The organism is Spirillospora sp. CA-142024 (genome assembly GCF_050942325.1).
Lineage (GTDB): Bacteria > Actinomycetota > Actinomycetes > Streptosporangiales > Streptosporangiaceae > Spirillospora.
On the sequence record NZ_CP192077.1, the window covers coordinates 7279592 to 7293559 of the forward strand.

A 13968-nucleotide genomic window follows, 5' to 3' on the forward strand; every position below is an offset into this window, starting at 1 on the left:
CCGGGAGCGTACGCCCCCTTTCGTCGCCTCCTGGCGCACCTGTAGATCCGCGGTGTGTTCGCCGATCTGTCGCTGGGGTCCAGCATCCTGATGTCATCGGGGCTTTCGGGCGTATGGAGCTCAGGTTGACGCCGGCCCGGGTCTATCGGCCGGGCCAGCAAACCGGACAGCGCCACCGCCTGCCGGGTCTGCCGCGTTACGACGCCGCGTCAGGCCCCCGTTGAGGGGCTGTCGCTCTAGGCCGTCCTGCGCGGCCGCGGCGGTCTCGCCGCGCTCAACGAAGCGGCGCTCCCGTTCCCTTCGGGTCGGGGTAATCGGGGTCTGCCCGGACGCAGGACCGCCAGCGGTTCCTCATCGTCGGGGTGCGGCTCGGCGCGGTAGCCGGCCTCGGTCACGCGGGGCCCGGTTACATCTGGCAGGCGGTCCGCGAGGTCTGCCACACCGTCATCCGCGATATCGGCAACCAACTGCGTGACGGCGCCCTCGTTTCCTGGCTCGAAAGCGAAGGAATTGTTTTGGCTAGGGCTTGAGCGGCGCTCGTCCACGAGCCGGAGCCGCCCGCAGCGACACCCGGTCATTTGTTGTGTGACGTGCTGGGCCTGCCACGGCGTCTGAGGTGTAGGAAGGCGAACGACGACGTTTTGGGAAGGCCGATGGTCAAGGAACCGGATGGGTTTCAAGAGTTCGCCGTTGTGCGAGGTCCCGGCCTCTTCCGCACCGCGTGGTTGCTGTGCGGCGACTGGCATCTGGCGGAAGACCTGGTGCAGACGACATTGGGCAAGCTGTACGCGTCCTGGCGGAAGGTTCAGCGCGCGGACAGTCCGGAGGCGTACGCGCGGACGGTGTTGACACGCACCTATCTGTCCCACATGCGCAAGCGCAGCAGCCGCGAGGCACCGAGGGAACGGCTGCCGGACGCGGCCGGACCCGAGGTCGACCACGCCCTGAGGGTGACGCTGCTGACCGCGCTGGCGAGCCTGCAGCCGCAGGACCGCGCAGTGCTGATCCTCCGCTACTGGGACGACCAGAGCGTGGCCGACGTGGCGAAGGCGATGCGGTTGAGCAGCGGGGCCGTCCGCAACCGGAGCATGCGTGCGATGGACCGGCTCCGCGAGGTGCTCGGGGACGAACTGGTGCTGCTCGCACGATGACGAAGAGAACCGAGGGAACGAACATGGAAAAGGAACTGGCCGAGGCACTGCGCCGGACGGCCGAGTCGGTCGCCCCCAAGGTCTCGGATCTGGTGGACGAGGGCGTGCGGCAGGGGCGGCGGCGGATGCGGCGGCGCCGGACGGCCTCCGTGTCGGCCGTGACCGCGGTCGCCGCCGCCACCGTCGTGGCCTCCGTGACGACCGGGGCGGGCATGGTGGGAGGCGACGGCGGCCCAGGCACGACGGATCCGTCCGAGCTGCGGCTGGCGAGCGCGACGCAGGTGCTGAAGCGGGCGGCCGAGAAGGCGCAGGCCCGGCCCGAGACGCGCCCGCGTCCCGACCAGTGGGCATACGCCAAGACCCTGGAGCAGGGGGTCGCGACTGGGCACGGCGAGCGGCCGGCGGTCCAGGAGACCTGGACCCGAATGGACGGTACGCAGGATGCGTGGTTCGACGACGGGAAGCTGGTGGTGCACCGGCAACTGGAACAGGTGGCGGGGTCCGTGAGCCGCCGGTACGCGCGCCTCGGGACGCTCCCCACCAGCCCCGGCGCGCTCCGCACTGTCATCTACAAGGAGATCGACGCCATCCCGCAGCGCGACCGGCAGGGTCCCGACCGCGACGGCGAGGCGTTCCGGACGGCCGCCCAGATGCTCTGGGATGCGCCGCTGGGGTTTGCGCCCAAAACCCAGGCCGCGCTCTACCGTGTGCTCGCCCAGATTCCAGGTGTACGCGTGGACGCCAAGGTCAAGGACGGCGCGGGCCGTCCCGCCATAGCGATTTCGCGCGGGTTCGGTGAGCAGTTCCTCCTCGATCCCGCCACGTACCAGGTGGTGGGGCAGCGGACCGTCAGCAACGGACGGAACGCGCCGCAGTCCAAGAACGGCGGCGTGGACAGCCGCTTCGCGGTGCCGCCGGGCACCGTCACCTACTCCCTGACCCTGCTCACCGTGAAGGTCGTGGACAAGGCGGGCCAACGGTGATCATCTCCGAGCGCAGGACGGCCGTCGCAGGCGGCCTGGCCACGGCGGCGATCGTGCCGGGAGCGGCTCTCATGTCCGGGGCGCCCACCAACTCCGCCGCGTCGGCCGCCGCCCACTCGTCGGTATGGCGCCCCTACCAGGCGCCTGTGCAGGAAGGACGCGACCCTCACCAGCGTCGCGGCGATGGGCACGGACAACGCGTGGGCCGCAGGGTTCACGATCCCCGACACCGGCCCCGAATCGGTCGGCCGCTGGGCACGGATGCCGCTGCGTGCTGAGAGACGCAAGCCGCTGACCGCGGGCGTGGACTACAGCGGCAACGACCAGCACCCCGAACGCCTGATTCTGCTCCATTGGAACGGCCGCGTTTGGAAACGGTCGGCGGAACCGGCCTCGGATCAGTGGACCAAGCGGCTCACGTCGGTACGGATCCTCGCCGCCGACGACGTCTGGGTGACCGGGTGGACCAAGCTCCGTCCCGACGGCGACGAACCCCGCCGTCCGCTCGTGTTGCACTGGGACGCTTTCGTCGGTGGCCGCCATCCCCGGTGGCGGTGTTTGGACGGTCGGCAGCGTCGGCGAAGACCCGCACCCGCGCCCGTTCATCGCCCGCAGAGAGCAAGACCCGAGCCCCGTTCACCCCACGGAAACGGCTGCGGCGTGCGTGTCACACGACGCGCGCCGCAGCACTTCCCGTCGCCGCCCAAGCCTTAGCCCTCTGCCGCTCGGGGAAGGATCGAGGTCTGCGCGGTTATATGGCTTCGGTGGGGGGTCTTGTAGTCGAGTTGGTCCAGCGCTTGTTGGTGTCGTTGACGTCTCTCTCGACGGAGGTGAGCTCCACCTTGAACGGGATGCCCGGGCGGCCGCCGACCTTGACCAGGAACCTGCCGCGTCCCGGAGGTTCGCTGTCCTGTTTGAGATCGGGGTTCCAGGACGGCGGCGACGACCAGTCGACGATCATGCGTTCCTCGATGGAGGACATCCGCACCACTTCGTTCACCATCGCCATCTCCGCCTGCGGCAGCCCGCCGCAGATCACCATGCCCGCGCGTTCGGCGAAGCCCTTGGCCTTGAGCCGGTCGGCCTGGTCGCTCAGCGACAGCAGGTCGGCCATGGTGTGCGTGATCATCACCTGGCCCGCGCCGCGCTGCCGGTTGAGGCGGGTGAGAGCGTCGACCCGGTCCACCAGGCCGCGCCCGGACCGCAGCACCCGCCACAACTCGTCGAGGACGACGAAGAAGTGCCGCTGCGGTTCGATGCCCTCGTCGGCCAGCGCGTGCGCGGCCTCGATCGAGCCGAACCCGTCCGACCAGCACGCCAGCAGGACGGCGGCCTGCAACTCGGCGTCGGCGTCGTCGATCCCGCTGATGTCGATGCAGACGCCCCCCGGATTGTCCAGCTCGATCGCGGTGGTGGTCTGATGCGCGAACGTCTCGCCCATCGGCCCGTCCAGCACCCCGAGCAGCGAGGCGTGCAACGGGTCGACGGCCGCGCGGTACCGCGCCTCGTCGCCGCGCGCCAGGGTCACCGCGCGAAGCCGTTCCGGCCCGTCATCGATCACCTTGATGAGGTCGGGCAGGACGGGCACGCCGGTGTGGCGCTCGTCCAGCACCCGCAGCGCCGCGTTGAGGATCGTGCGCTCGGTGTCGGCGATCGGGGACCCGCGCAGCAGCGTGAGCAGCGCGGCGACCATGTTCAGCCGCCGGCCGTGCGCGTCGGCGATCAGTTTGGCCCGCGCCTGCTCCGGAAGCCTGGCCGCCGCCTCCGCCGTCGCGCCGGGGTCGAGCACGTTCAGTGAGCCCAGCCCGCGGCCGAGCTTGATGATCTGCCCGCCCATGGCCCGGATCAGGTCGACGTAGTCGGGCTTCAGATCGCCGAGCACCATCGGGAACACTCCCTGCCCGACCAGCCCCAGCACCATCCTGCGGATCAGCGTCGACTTGCCCAGCCCTGGTTTGCCCAGCACCAGGGCCGACGGGTTGTGGATCAGGTTGGCGCGCTGGAACCAGGAGATCGGATCGCAGCACAGCGCGGCGCCGGTGGTCAGCTCCCGGCCGAGCGGCACTCCCACCATCGGGGTCCCCGATCCGGCCCCGAACGGCCACAGGCCACACACCTGGACCGTGGTCCCGCGCCATTCCGAAGGCATCTCCACAAAGGAGGCCCGGCCCCCGCCCCGGCGGGTGAACCCCCTGAATCCGGGTTTGAGCTCGGGCCTGCCCTTCTTCTTGTCCTTCTTGCCTTTCTTGCCCTTCCCGCCGTCCTGTTCGGCGGGAGGCCCTCCGGCCGCGCCGCCGAGGACTGATTCCGGAGGGCCGTTCACAGGGACTCCCTCACCAGCGCGGGAACCTGAAGGTGGTCGGGAAGGACGATCCCCAGTGGAAGGGCGGCCGCGAACGCCGACGCCTGCGACCCGTACATCTGCCGCAACCGCAGTCGCGCGGGGCCGGAGAGAGTGTCGACGGCGGCCGCCGCCACCGGGAGCTCCTCGGCCGAGCGGACGGTGGCGGTGACGAGAACCGTGAACCGGACCAATCCGGCTCCCCTGGCCTCCTCAAGGGCCGACTGGTCGCTCTTGATGACGTCGATCTCGTTCCGGGCGGCGCTGGCGGAACCGTCGAGGCGGAAACGCGAGTCCCTGCGGTCCCGTTCCACGATCCGGGCGGCGGAGGCCGGATCGTGCGGCCGGTAGAGGAAGGTGACGCGCTTACGGGCGATGTCGTGGTGCGGGGCCACCAGCCCGGTCATCACGCTGGACAGCACCTCGCCCCGCGGCGCCTCCGACATGCCCCAGGTGATGGAACAGCCGCTGTCGTGGACGTAGTGATCCCATGATTCCTGCGCCGCGACCGGCCCGGCGTCCTCCCAGCGCGTCTCCTGTTCCTCGGCGGCCTCCAGGAGCGACTGCGCGTCCGGGTCGTAGGCGATCCGCACGGCGCGGGCGAGCTCCTTCGCGGTCAACGGCCGCGCGGATCCGGCGCCGGTCATCGTCAACCCCGAGATCAACCCGGGGATGCGCATCCCGATCTCCCGCACCATGGCGTCCTGGTCACGGCGCTTGCCTCCGAGTTGCGGCAGGGACGCATAGGTGACCGCGATACGGGTGGAGACCCGCGCGCTGCCCACCGGGTAGTTCCAGACGATCTCGTCCAGAGCCTGCCGGGCCAGCTCGGGCGCGTTCGGATCGGCGTTGGCGTAGATCTCCTCCCGGAGGCGGGTTCCGGTGTCCGGGGCCGTCTCGATGGTCACGCTCGCGGCGACCAGCCCGGGTTCGTAGCTCAGCGAGGCCAGCCACTGCCCCCAGTGGGAGACCCACGTGTCGACCTGGCTCTGGTCGACCAGCGCCGCCCCCTCGGCATTGCATTCGAACACCACGGTGTAGTGCCTCGTGGACGGGATCACGATCAGGGCGAACGGGCGCCCGTAGGAGTCGCGGCCCTCCACCAGACGGGACTGGGCGAGCAGCCCCGGAAGCCGGCACGCGCCGTGCGGGACGACGCTCAACGGTCCCGAACGGTAGAGGTGCCATCCCTGGGAACGGCCTGACCACCAGGTCAGCCGGGCCGTGAGCGACTGGAGGGCGGTCCGCCCGTGCGCGTCCTGGATGATCAGCGGCAGCATGACCAACCCCAGCACCACGGCACCGAGCAGGCTCAACACCAGCGACATCATCGCCATCAGGGTGATGAAGATCAGCCCGACCATGAGGATCAGCGTGCCGGCCAGTCCCAGCCGCCCTATTCCCGGGGAGACCGGCTTCCGCCAGTTCCCGTACGTGGGTTCACGATAGTCGGACGCCATGCCAGCTCCACCTCATTCCTTTCGGCCTACGTACTGCCACTTGGTCCATCCGTACCGTCGCCGCTGCCGCCTGGGTCACCGCTCAGGGGCGGAGGTGTACGCCCGGTGCCTCCGCCGGAGGAGAAATCGGGCTCGGGGGGCCGGTAGCTGGGCACCTCGCTGCCGCTACCTCCGATAGAGGAGAAATCGGGCTCGGGAACCTCGAAGCCGGATCCCGAGGGAACGGCGGAAGAAAGGTCGGAACCCGAGGGCCCCTCCGAGCCTCCACCGCTGCTCTCGCGCGTACCGCCGCCCGAGCCGCCGCTCGAGCCATTCCCTGACCCCGCGCCGCCCGGGCCATTGCCCGGCCCCGCGCCGCCGCCCGTGCCACTACCCGAGCCACTGCCCGCGCCAGTGCCCGCGCCGCCGCCCGAGCCCCTGACCGGCCACGCGCCGCCGCCCGAACCGCCGCCCGAGCCTCCACCTGATCCGTTGCTCCGCACGGGAGTCGACGCACCGCCGCCGCCCCCCAGCAGGCCCGTGAAAAGACCGGTCGCAGACCTGCGCATGGTCACGGCGGTACTACCGAACGTGAAGTGACCGACCTGGCGGATGCCGAAGAAGCTGTTGCCTTCCTCGGCCGCGGGCATCACGGCGCGCAGGGTCGCCGGCAAGGCGAACACCGACCCGGCGGCAAGGGCCAGGCCGAAAAGGCGATCGGCCTCGTATTCGGACGACATCAACTTCAGGGCGCCACCGTCGATCACCGCGATAACCGGTTTGACCGCTATGAAGGCGACCAACAGGCCGACGCATCGCCTGTAAGCGGTATTTCCGTAGGAAGTGAACCTGGCCGCGGCAACGGTCGGGAGAATCCCTACCAGGATGATCAGGGCACCGCTTCGGAAAAGCATCAACACGAACTGGATCGCAGAGGAGAGCGCCGCGGCAAGGGCAAAGAAGGCGAGGATGAAGGACGTGTCGTCCTGGTTGCCCCCAAGAAGATCGATGCCGTTCTTCCAGTTCGCCACCCAGGCATCGTCCTTCGGGCTCATGCCCGTGATGATCCACTCGGAGAACCTGTCCCCGGCAATGTTCAGCAGATTGACCAACGTAGCCAGCGTCAGGACGATGACGGCCAGTTCGAAGAACTGGGACATCGCCTGCCGGAAAGGTTCGCCCTTACGTTGAACCGCGATCCGGAAGGCCGCGACGAGGAAACCGGCGAACGCCATCGCAGCAGTCAGCCAGTTGGTGTACTCGCGGAGCATGTAGAGCACTCCGCCTTTTTCCCCGGTCAGTTGCACATTGAAGGCACTGTCACTCATCCACCAGGTGAGGAACGTCTGAAAACTCGACAGCGCCCAATCCAGCAGTTTGCCGACAAGCCACGCCCACGCCTCATTGAGGATATCATCCACTAGGAACCACCTGAACAGCGCGGAACGGGAACCACGAAGTCGCTCGACTCACGCACGATGGGCCTTCTTTCAAAAGGGGTCGACCAGAAGGCTGACGAAGGCGATGGCCAGCCCTGAGCCCGCCATGACGCATGCGATCATCACCCATCCCAGACCGACGGCCTGTGCTCCGAACTCGCCCTTCCTGTGTTTGAGCGCCATATTGCCACCGACCAGGATGAAGCCCAGTACGCATCCCGCCAGAGCGGTCCAGAGCAACCAGCGAAGCAATGGCTCCACCGGTTCGGTGACCCTGTCGGCTCCCTTCGCGTTGCCGCGCGGCAGCGACGCGTCGGGCCTGGCGTCTATATTCGGCTTTCTTCCGGTAGGGGGCTTGAGTGCGGTCGTCTTCTTCTCAGAATGATCTTTGACGCACTGATCCGGGTACATCCCGCTGGGCTGCTGCCACTGATTGCAGAACTCCTCCACCCCCCCTACGCAGTCGATCTTCTCCTGATCGGTCTTCAGATCCCAACAGGAGTCGTTCTTCTTGTCCTCGCGCGGCCACTGAGCACTGTTACTGGTGTTGCAGTAACCGTCCGGATCCGAATCGCTTCTGCGAAGACAGACCTTGAACTGGTATTTCGAATCATTGGTGCGCTTGTAGCCGGGAATCCCCACCTCATCGCACTTGCCTTTTCCGGCCGCGCGCACATGGGTCACCTCGTTCCCGTCGACGAGGGCGTAGCCGCGCACCAGGTGGCCGTCGTTGTTGGCGTCGCAGGCTCTCACCCGACCGGTCGCAGGGTCGAACTGGAGCTTGCCGCCCGGGTCGGTGTCGATGGTCTCGATGTCTTCCGTCTTGTCCCAGTCGACGGGGCTTCCCAGCGCCGTGAGGGCGGCGGGCCCCGCCTGGCCCGGTCCCTGAACGGCCGGGACGGTCTCGACCGCGAGGCGCGTCGGGCCGGCGGCGAGCGGATCGGCCGGCTGGGAGCGTTGCGACGGGTCCGCCGAGCGCTGCCCGCTCAGGACGACCTCGGGTGCTGGAGCAGGCAGAAGGCTGATCACGAGCAGGGCGGCGCCCAGCGTGAGGAGGGCTGCGGACAGGACGGACACGCGCCGGCGCGGGGGAACCCGGCTCTGGCGGCGGCCCCTTTCGCGTGCTGTGCGGAGGTGTCGGGATGCCGGCATCAAGAGGCGAGATTTCTGACAATCAATCCCGCGCTCACGATGAGCAGGCAGCCGAATCCCACGATGAACATGCTTCCCAGGTGACTTCCCCCCTCACCTTTCTTGTGCTGGATCCCCATCCTGGCGCCGATGATGACGAAACCCGCCACACAGGCCAGAAGTCCACCCCAAGCCGCCCAGTCGAGCAACTTCTCAAGTTTGTCCGCGAACGGCGGCGCTTCGCCCTGCCCAGGGTTCGGTATGTCCCTGGCAAGGTATGCCGCATGGTCGAGCACATGGCTCGCCCATGTGATCGTCGCGTCGAGCATGAACGTCCTCCGAGGTGATGCGATCGAGGTTCTGACCAGCCGTGCGCAGGCGGACGGCAATTTGGCCGGGGTTCACCGAGGTGCGTCGCATCGCGTCTGCCACCCGCATGATCGATGAGCCCCGCTCAGAAGGGGTTGCTCGCCGGTCAGGGCTGAACCGACGAGGCACTTCCGAGCGCAGTCATGCACTTTGTACTGAACGGTCCGGGAGTCAAGGTGATCGTCAAGCACCGATCGACAGAAACTCCGGTGAGATCAGGCAGCACCCGGCTTCGAGCCGGTCGCCATTATCAGGCGGGATCCATGCCGCTCATTTCGCGGACCAGACGTGAGTAGGCGGGGGGAAGTTTCACCCTTTCCGGAGGATCGCCGAGGCGGAAGTCCTCCACCCACGGCAGGTCCCAGAGCCGGGGCACGCCGCCGGCGATCAGATGCACGAGGTCCGACAGCGGTTTCGGACGCCTCCCGGGAGCGTCCGCGACCACCGCCAGACCGAGCAGATGCACGCTCGGGAGGACGCCCGCGGCCCACTGCCGGAGGGCGGCCTGAGCGGCGCACAGGCCGGCCGCGTGGCTCCTGGCGACCAGCAGCACATGGGACCGTCCCGCGGGAGCGGGTGTCGGCCAGTAGCGTCCTGCGCTCACGCTGTTGGTGATGAGAGCGGCCAGTGTGGAGGCGCCGGCTCCCCCGTGGCACGAGGAGAGCCAAAGTCCTGGGGCTCGGCCGTGGTACGTGACCACCCCGAGCGTGCTCTTCGGCGCGGGTCCTTGATCCGCTGGTATGACCGCCTGCGCGGAGAACCCCCCGGTCCGGGGGTGTTCCTGCTGAGCCGTATAGGCCGATGTGCCCGGCATGTTCGGCGGAACCTCGGGACCGGTCCCCCCGCCCAACTGGGCGCCGCTCTGTGATGCCCGCACCGCGGTGCCCACCTCCGGGAAAGTCGCGAGCGGCTCTGCTCTGGATTGCACTAGCTCTGGGGCTAGCGGGATCAAAGTTACTCCTGGATCAACCGTCCGCGAGCCGTCGTTCTCGTCAACCGCCCCATGCCCGGCTTCACGCCCACCGCATCCCGCGGCGGCACGTTCATCGTGCGGGCCAGGTCAGGGCTCTGTCCCGGGCAAGCCGTGCCGGACCGCGCCGGACACGCGGACCGGTCCGCAGTTCGCCGCTGATCGCCCGGCCGCACGGGCCGGGACGTGCACGACCGCAGGATGCACGTTGCATCACCGTGCGTTGACCGCACTGTCTTGGTCGGCGGGTCACAGGAAGGTGGGACATGCCCGAAGAGCACGCCGATGGCCCGGCGTTCCGCCACCCAGCGGGAGGAGCGGCGACGTCAGTGCCGATCTTGAAAGGCTATGTCATCAACCGTTCCAAGAATAGTTTCCAATGCTGACTTTCAGCTTGGGAAAGTTCATACTCAGGACAGGCTGCATCGGGTCGGTGGCCGTTGTGGCACTCATGGTCGCAGTCCTGTTCGTGGCAGTTCAAAACGTCCTCTCAAATGGCATCACCAATGTGTGCGGACCGTCGAACAACGACGGTCCCGGGCTCCTGAGTCCCGCGCCTAATCCGAGTCCCGGAACCAAGGGACCGACCGTGGCACCGGCGGCCTACAACCGTGTTCCGGGCGGAGGACCGCTCGCCTCCGGGGCCGTGGAGAACGTCGCCGCGGCGGCCAAGGCCCCGGCGAACAGCATCCCCGCCAACTACGTCAGGCTTTACAAGGCCGCTGGACCGCAGTACGGCATCCCCTGGTATGTGCTCGCCGGAATCGGAAAGGTGGAGACCGACCACGGCCGCTCCACCCTGCCGGGCGTCCACTCCGGGGCGAACTACGCCGGTGCGGGCGGTCCGATGCAGTTCCTGCAGAGCACCTTCGACAGTTTCGCGGTCGACGGCGACAAGAACGGCCGAAAGGATCGCTACAACCCGGCGGATGCGATCTTCAGTGCCGCCAACTACCTGCACGCCAGCGGCGCACCCGCCCAGACCAGAAAAGCGATCTACGCCTACAACCACTCCTGGGACTACGTGAACCTGGTGCTGTCGTGGGCCCAGCGCTACGCGGGCAACGGATTCTCCCTCGCCTCCGCCAACAATGCCGGAATGTCATGCGCCTCGTTCGGCGGCGGCGCCCCGTCAGCACTCGGCCAGCGCATCATCTCCTATGCCAAGCGCTGGCTGAAAACCCCCTATGTGTGGGGCGGCGGCAATATCAGTGGCCCCAGCAACGGAGGTTTCGACTGCTCGGGCCTGACCCTGTACGCGGTATACCAGGCCACCGGCGGTAAGATCCAACTGGCGCACTACACCGGGGACCAGATAAAAGATTCCCGCGGCACGAGGGTGAGCCGCTCGAATCTCCAACCCGGTGATCTGGTCTTCTTCTCCTCCACTCCCGGCGCCGTACCGCATCACGTCGGGATTTACGTCGGCGGAAATCAGATGCTTCATGCGCCGTACACGGGCACCGTCGTCAAGGTGGGCCCGATGGACGAGAAGGAATTCAGCGGCGGCGTCCGGTTCACCGCGCCGAAGACGGTGAAGGCATGACGCGGGCAATTCCCCGGGAACGCCCATCCGGGCGCCGCCGTCGGCCCGGCGTTCTGGCCGTCGCCGCATTGCTGCTCGTCCCGGGCTGTGGACTGCCGCATCAGGAGAGGACGGGCGGCGCCGCCACGTCCCCACCGGCGGCCATTCCTTCGACTCCTCCGGCACCGACCGCCACTCCCCGCGGCGGCCTCCCCGACCCGAAGGCCGTCGACCGGCAGGACGCGACCGCGGTGTCGCGAGCCGCCGTCCAGGTGATGTGGACCGTCGACGCGGCGACCGACCGCGGCCAGGGCGACGCCTACCGGCGAGCACGGCCCTACCTGACTCCCGCGTACGCCGCGCGGTCGGAGGCCCAGCCGGCAGGAGCCGTGCCCTCGGTCTGGCGCGACCACCGCGCCTACGCCCGCGTCCGCCTTGCGCCCCAGACGCCCGAGGACGGGGTGCCCCCGGACAACGCCCGGACCGCGCATCGCCAGTGGGATGTCACCGTCACCCCCATCGGCCGGGACGGCTGGAAGGGACCGTCCACCCATGCGATCGCCTTCGTCACCCTGACCCGCGACGCCGAGAACGCCTGGTGGGTCTCGGAGGTCACCACGGCATGACCCATGGACGGTCCTCGCAGCACCGGCGCCCGCCACGGCCCGGGCCCGGACGTGTCGCTCCCGCGCGTTCCACTTCCGCGACTTATGGCGTATCCCGGCACATCGGGACATCACGAATGAGGAGGCTCTATGGCCGGTAACGACGACGATGACGTGTACGTGGCCATCATCGGTATCGGCCTGGTGACCGCCCTGGTGGGTGGGGCGAGCAGTTTCCTGACGTGGCTGGCAGGCCAGTTCTCCGGCCTCCTCTCGGGCGGCGGGTGGCCGGATTCCAGCCCTTCCGACTGCCTGCACGTCACCTACAACCTCGTGCGCCACCCCACCGATCCGCGCAGTGCGTGGCCGCCCGCGGCTGCGGCGGCCCTCGGGTCGGCCCCCGTCTTCTTCACCCTGCTCGCCGTGTTCCTCGTGTCGGCGGCCCTGGGCACCTACCTCCTGGCCCGGCTCCTGCTGAACTGGCGGCGTCACCGGCCCTTCCGGCGGATGCGCCTGGGGTTCGCCTCCGGCTGGGAGGTCCGCAAGCTGCTGAGCGCCCGGACCGTCCAGAGCAAGGCCGCGCAGGTCCGGCCGTCCACGCAGAGCCGTCCCACGCGCGCGGTGAAGCCCGAGGAAGTCGGGTTCTACATCGGGAGGGACATCAGGTCCCGGCGGAAGCTGTACGCGTCCCTGGAGGACACCGCGATCGTCGTCGCGGCGCCGCGGCAGGGAAAGGACGTGCATTTCGTCACGCCGTTCACCATCGACGCACCCGGCCCCTGCATCGTCACCTCAAGCCGGCGGGAGACGTTCATCAACACCGCCATGGTGCGGGCGGAGTTCGGTGACGTGTACGTCTTCGACCCGTACAACTGGACCGGATGGCCGAACCGGATGCGCTGGTCGCCACTGCAGGGTTGCGAGGACCCGAACGTGTGCGCGGTCCGGTCGGGAACGCTCGTCCAGTCGAGCGGTTTCGACATCAGCGAGGATGGGGGCAGCGCGCTCAGCGGCGTGATCACCATCATCCGCTGCCTTCTGCACGCCGGCGCGATCGGCAGGCTCAACTTCCGCGAGGTGATGCGCTGGGTCAACGAGGCCAACGGAGAGGAGGCGCTGGAGATCCTGCGCCAGGGGGAGCGCGAGGGGCGGACCGCCCCCGGATATCCGGGGGCGCTGGCGTTCACCATGCGGGACGAGCGCCTGTGGTCCGGAGTGATCCAGGTGATGTCGTGCTTCTCGCAGCCCGAGGTGCTGGAGGACTGCACGCCGGACCCCGGAGAGGAGTTCGACTTCAGGAAGTTCCTCCAGGGCCGGAACACCCTCTACTTCGTCGCCAAGAAGCAGAGCGACTGGGGAGGCATCGCCCCCGTCGTCACGACCATCATCGAGCAGTACTTCCGCAGCGCGCGCGGCACGGCGATGAAGAACCCGACCGGTCGCCTCGACCCGCCGCTGACCTTCGAACTGAACCAGGTGGCCGACATCTGCCCCCTCGGCGGCCTGGCCACCTACATGGGGGAGTCCGGCGGTTACTCCATCAGCCTGCACGTCTACCTGACGTCGCTGGCGGAGGCTCGCCGGGTGTGGGGCTCGGACGGTGCCGCCTCCCTGTGGGACAATGCCACGGTCAAGATCATCTCGGGGGGTTCCGGTACGGCCAAGGACCTCTCCGACCTCTCCGACCTCGTCGGCAAGCACGACGGGAGGCAGATCCTCACCCCCGAGGAGCTGCGGACCATGCCCTTCGGCCGTGCCGCCGTCGTCGCCGGCACCGCCCGTCCCGTCGAAATGTGGCTCACCCCCTGGTGGAAGCGCAAGGACCGGGAGGCCATCGCGAAGGGCAAGGCGGCCGCCGAAGCGATGATTCACAAAGTGAACTCGGGTCAGCAGGCTGAAACCGGCACGACTCACGACGCGGCGGCCGTGCCGGACGACAATGACGAGGATTCATCGGCCATTGTCTGGTGAAAGGGCTGATCGACCGGCGGATCGGGCGCGCGACCGACGCTGAC

11 protein-coding genes are annotated in these 13968 nt (G+C 68.4%); 5 read left to right on the plus strand and 6 right to left on the minus strand.

Annotation, left to right across the window (positions count from 1 at the left end; genetic code table 11):
- Positions 1-653 precede the first annotated feature (653 nt).
- On the plus strand, positions 654-1151 hold the full coding sequence (locus tag ACQPZP_RS34385) for a SigE family RNA polymerase sigma factor (RefSeq protein WP_433473852.1): 498 nt from the start codon (positions 654-656) through the stop codon (positions 1149-1151).
- Between the two features lie 23 nt (positions 1152-1174).
- Positions 1175-2134 carry a CU044_5270 family protein gene (locus tag ACQPZP_RS34390; RefSeq protein WP_433473853.1) on the plus strand — a complete coding sequence of 320 codons (960 nt, stop codon included), beginning with the start codon at positions 1175-1177 and terminating at the stop codon, positions 2132-2134.
- A 751-nt stretch (positions 2135-2885) separates the two neighbouring features.
- On the opposite strand, the gene ACQPZP_RS34395 is transcribed toward ACQPZP_RS34390, so the two are convergent.
- The 6 genes from ACQPZP_RS34395 to ACQPZP_RS34420 form a co-directional block, all read right to left on the minus strand.
- Entirely contained in the window at positions 2886-4457 is a 1572-nt protein-coding gene (locus tag ACQPZP_RS34395) for an ATP/GTP-binding protein (RefSeq protein WP_433473854.1), read from the minus strand.
- Entirely contained in the window at positions 4454-5935 is a 1482-nt protein-coding gene (locus ACQPZP_RS34400) for an SCO6880 family protein (protein ID WP_433473855.1), read from the minus strand. Before ACQPZP_RS34400 ends, ACQPZP_RS34395 begins: the two co-directional genes overlap by 4 nt.
- Before the next feature lie 26 nt (positions 5936-5961).
- Complete coding sequence (locus ACQPZP_RS34405; protein ID WP_433473856.1) at positions 5962-7335, minus strand: hypothetical protein; 1374 nt, start codon at positions 7333-7335, stop codon at positions 5962-5964.
- A gap of 69 nt (positions 7336-7404) precedes the next feature.
- Positions 7405-8430: a hypothetical protein gene (locus ACQPZP_RS34410; RefSeq protein ID WP_433473857.1), complete on the minus strand. Its 1026-nt coding sequence runs from the start codon at positions 8428-8430 to the stop codon at positions 7405-7407.
- A gap of 74 nt (positions 8431-8504) precedes the next feature.
- Positions 8505-8813, minus strand: a complete 309-nt coding sequence (locus ACQPZP_RS34415; RefSeq protein WP_433473858.1) for a hypothetical protein — start codon at positions 8811-8813, stop codon at positions 8505-8507.
- 290 nt (positions 8814-9103) lie between these two features.
- Positions 9104-9667, minus strand: coding sequence for a DUF6668 family protein (locus tag ACQPZP_RS34420; protein ID WP_433473859.1), 564 nt, complete (start codon positions 9665-9667; stop codon positions 9104-9106).
- A gap of 535 nt (positions 9668-10202) precedes the next feature.
- Here ACQPZP_RS34420 and ACQPZP_RS34425 point away from each other — a divergent pair.
- From ACQPZP_RS34425 to ACQPZP_RS34435, 3 genes are all read left to right on the plus strand, one after another.
- Positions 10203-11369 carry an NlpC/P60 family protein gene (locus ACQPZP_RS34425; RefSeq protein ID WP_433473860.1) on the plus strand — a complete coding sequence of 389 codons (1167 nt, stop codon included), beginning with the start codon at positions 10203-10205 and terminating at the stop codon, positions 11367-11369.
- A complete protein-coding gene (locus tag ACQPZP_RS34430) occupies positions 11366-11974 on the plus strand; it encodes a hypothetical protein (RefSeq protein WP_433473861.1) in 609 nt (202 codons plus the stop codon). Before ACQPZP_RS34425 ends, ACQPZP_RS34430 begins: the two co-directional genes overlap by 4 nt.
- 129 nt (positions 11975-12103) lie before the next feature.
- Entirely contained in the window at positions 12104-13924 is a 1821-nt protein-coding gene (locus tag ACQPZP_RS34435) for a type IV secretory system conjugative DNA transfer family protein (RefSeq protein ID WP_433473862.1), read from the plus strand.
- Positions 13925-13968: the final 44 nt, after the last annotated feature.

Coding starts and splice junctions, on each gene's coding strand:
- ACQPZP_RS34430 (WP_433473861.1), top strand. CDS start 11,366: ATGACGCGGGCAATTCCCCGGGAACGCCCATCCGGGCGCCGCCGTCGG.
- ACQPZP_RS34400 (WP_433473855.1), bottom strand. CDS start 5,935: ATGGCGTCCGACTATCGTGAACCCACGTACGGGAACTGGCGGAAGCCG.
- ACQPZP_RS34390 (WP_433473853.1), top strand. CDS start 1,175: ATGGAAAAGGAACTGGCCGAGGCACTGCGCCGGACGGCCGAGTCGGTC.
- ACQPZP_RS34420 (WP_433473859.1), bottom strand. CDS start 9,667: ATGCCGGGCACATCGGCCTATACGGCTCAGCAGGAACACCCCCGGACC.
- ACQPZP_RS34415 (WP_433473858.1), bottom strand. CDS start 8,813: ATGCTCGACGCGACGATCACATGGGCGAGCCATGTGCTCGACCATGCG.
- ACQPZP_RS34435 (WP_433473862.1), top strand. CDS start 12,104: ATGGCCGGTAACGACGACGATGACGTGTACGTGGCCATCATCGGTATC.
- ACQPZP_RS34385 (WP_433473852.1), top strand. CDS start 654: ATGGTCAAGGAACCGGATGGGTTTCAAGAGTTCGCCGTTGTGCGAGGT.
- ACQPZP_RS34425 (WP_433473860.1), top strand. CDS start 10,203: ATGCTGACTTTCAGCTTGGGAAAGTTCATACTCAGGACAGGCTGCATC.